This window comes from Sediminibacterium salmoneum NBRC 103935, assembly GCF_000511175.1.
GTDB lineage: Bacteria > Bacteroidota > Bacteroidia > Chitinophagales > Chitinophagaceae > Sediminibacterium > Sediminibacterium salmoneum.
The window spans coordinates 768,749-771,347 of record NZ_KI866530.1; the positions used below are offsets into that span (position 1 = coordinate 768,749).

At 41.1% G+C, this 2,599-nt stretch carries 3 protein-coding genes; all 3 read right to left on the bottom strand.

Annotation, left to right across the window (positions count from 1 at the left end):
- Positions 1-981: class II fructose-bisphosphate aldolase (gene fbaA, locus P767_RS15700; protein WP_037351604.1), on the bottom strand; the 981-nt coding region annotated here is incomplete at its 3' end.
- A gap of 40 nt (positions 982-1,021) precedes the next feature.
- Positions 1,022-1,795 (bottom strand): ABC transporter substrate-binding protein, encoded by a 774-nt coding sequence (locus P767_RS15705; protein WP_051417073.1) that lies wholly within the window; start codon positions 1,793-1,795, stop codon positions 1,022-1,024.
- Positions 1,796-1,820: 25 nt separating this feature from the next.
- A partial coding sequence (locus P767_RS15710; protein WP_037351605.1) for a threonine synthase occupies positions 1,821-2,599 on the bottom strand: 779 nt, incomplete at its 5' end.

Sequence of the window (2,599 nt, forward strand, 5' to 3'; positions counted from 1 at the left end):
CCTAGGATCATAGAATTTCTTATTTGGCTTATCTGCTCCTTCAGGATTTCCTAACTGACCCTGCAGATAGGCTTCGTTTTTCTGATAAAAATCCCTGATGCCTTCCCAGAATGCCCATTGCAGATCGGTATCAATATTCATTTTGATGGCACCGTATCCGATGGCTTCTCTTATTTGGTGTTGCGGAGATCCGCTTCCACCATGAAATACAAAGTAAACGGGTTTAGGACCGGTCTTCAATTCAGCCTGAATATAATCCTGGCTGTTCTTTAATATTTCAGGACGTAATTCTACGTTTCCTGGTTTATATACTCCATGCACATTACCAAAAGCAGCTGCAACCGTGAACATATTGCCTACTTTACTTAATTCGGTATACGCATAAGCCACGTGCTGAGGCTGGGTATATAATTTATCATTTTCAACATCACTGTTGTCTACACCATCTTCCTCTCCGCCGGTTACGCCCAGTTCAATTTCAATGCTCATGCCCAAGGGTGCCATGCGCTTATAAAACTCAACAGACGTTGCAATATTTTCTTCAATGGGCTCTTCCGATAAATCGAGCATATGAGAACTGAACAAGGGACGACCTTTTTCTTTATAAAATTGCTCACCTGCGTCAATTAAGCCACTTACCCAGGGTAACCATTTCTTAGCAGCATGGTCGGTATGTAATACAACAGGTACGCCATAATGCTTGGCCACGTTGTGAATATGCAAGGCACCGGAAATACCGCCAGAGATATTACCCTGTAAAGCATCGTTTGGCATGCCTTTGCCCGCAACAAACTGTGCTCCTCCGTTAGAGAACTGAATAATAACAGGGGAGTTAACTTTAGCGGCGGTTTCTAAAGTTGCATTAATCGTATTGGTGCCGATGGTATTTACGGCAGGGAGTGCAAACTGGTTTTCTTTTGCATCGTTGTACAATGCTTCCAGTTCTGCTCCAAATAGTACACCAGAGCTGTATTTTTTCATATGGCTAAGATAATGAAAAGCCCACAAAAAATAAAGGGCATTAACCTGTCTGATTCAATAGCCGCGACAGGCTGGAAAAATAGGCAGGAGCTTGCAGCATTCTACTGCCATACCAGCTGAACATTTCACCATCAACCAGTAAAAATGTTTTATCCGGAAATTGTGCTCTTAATTCACCAATATGCTTTTCCTTAAAAGGATAGGGCTCGCTGGACAAGAAAACAATTTTAGCTGCCAACCATTCCGGATCCTGAAAATGAATACCCGGATACCTCAATTGGTTTCCATAGGTATTCACGCAATTCATTTTTTGCAGCATAGAATGGATAAAAGTATCACCTCCGGCCACCATATAAGGATCTTTCCAGATTAGATAGGCACAGGGAAGGGATGGATATTGTTGTTGTTGCAAAAACGTATCGAGTTGCCTGAATTCATCTTCAATACGAGACCGAATCTTTATAGCCTTGTTTAATGTTTCAGTGGCTTTGCCTACTGCTTCAATCATTTCCAGCGCTGATGCATAGTCTACAACGTCGGTAAGTAAAATTTCAGTGAAATCAGCAAGTGATTCAACTTGTTCTTTTATGTTCTCTTCCTTACTTGCAATAATTAGCGTAGGTTTCAATGACCTGATTGTTTCAATATGAATTTGCTTGGTACCCCCAATTCTTATTTTACTTTGAAACCATGCAGAGGGATGCACACAAAATTTAGTGATGCCCACTACCTGTTCTTCCAAACCAAGATCATATAAAAGTTCGGTAATACTGGGCACCAGTGAAACAATTCTTAAAGCAGAAGTAGTTGACATAACTAGTACGCAAATTACAAAAGCTTTACCTGTATTTGTACCAGGAACCGGTATTTACCAATAAAACCCTATCCTCATTCTTTATGAATTCTTCGTGTAGCAATTTCCTTGCAGCCATAAAAGTTGCTGCACCTTCCGGGCTCAGTAATTGACCTTCTGTTTTAGCAATATGCTGAATTCCTTCATCCATTTCCTGTTCAGATACCGTTAAAGCAATACCATTGCTTTCTTTAAGTACATTTAGCATCATTTGGGTTGCAAAAGGGTAGGGTACGGCCAACCCATAAGCAGCAGAGGATTGAGGTGCATAATTTTCCGGCAATTTTCCCTTCTGAAACAAATGTACCATTGGGGAGCATTGTTCGGATTGAACCAAAACCATTTTGGGTAATGGCCCCTTAATAAGGTTCATTGATAGTAATTCCTTAAATGCTTTCCAGATGCCAATTAATCCTGTTCCACCTCCTGCCGGGTATATAATGATATCGGGTAAAATCCAATTAAACTGTTCGGCAATTTCATAGCCCAGGGTTTTCTTTCCCTCTAACCGGTATGGTTCCTTCATGGTAGACATATCAAAAGCGCCTGTTTCTGCTGCAATGCTTCTTGCCATTTTGCCACAAGCATCTATTAAGCCATCTAATAGAATTAAATTAGCCCCATACATACGACATTCTTCTTTTAATGTTTCAGCTGTATGCCTGGGCATGATAACGGTTGCTTCAATTTCTGCTTTTGCACAATAGGCACTCAATGCGCCTCCGGCATTACCTGCAGTGGGTATCACCATTTTTTGAATACCCA

Excerpts from the sequence above, each read along its gene's own strand:
- P767_RS15705 (WP_051417073.1), bottom strand. The coding sequence starts at position 1,795 with ATGTCAACTACTTCTGCTTTAAGAATTGTTTCACTGGTGCCCAGTATT.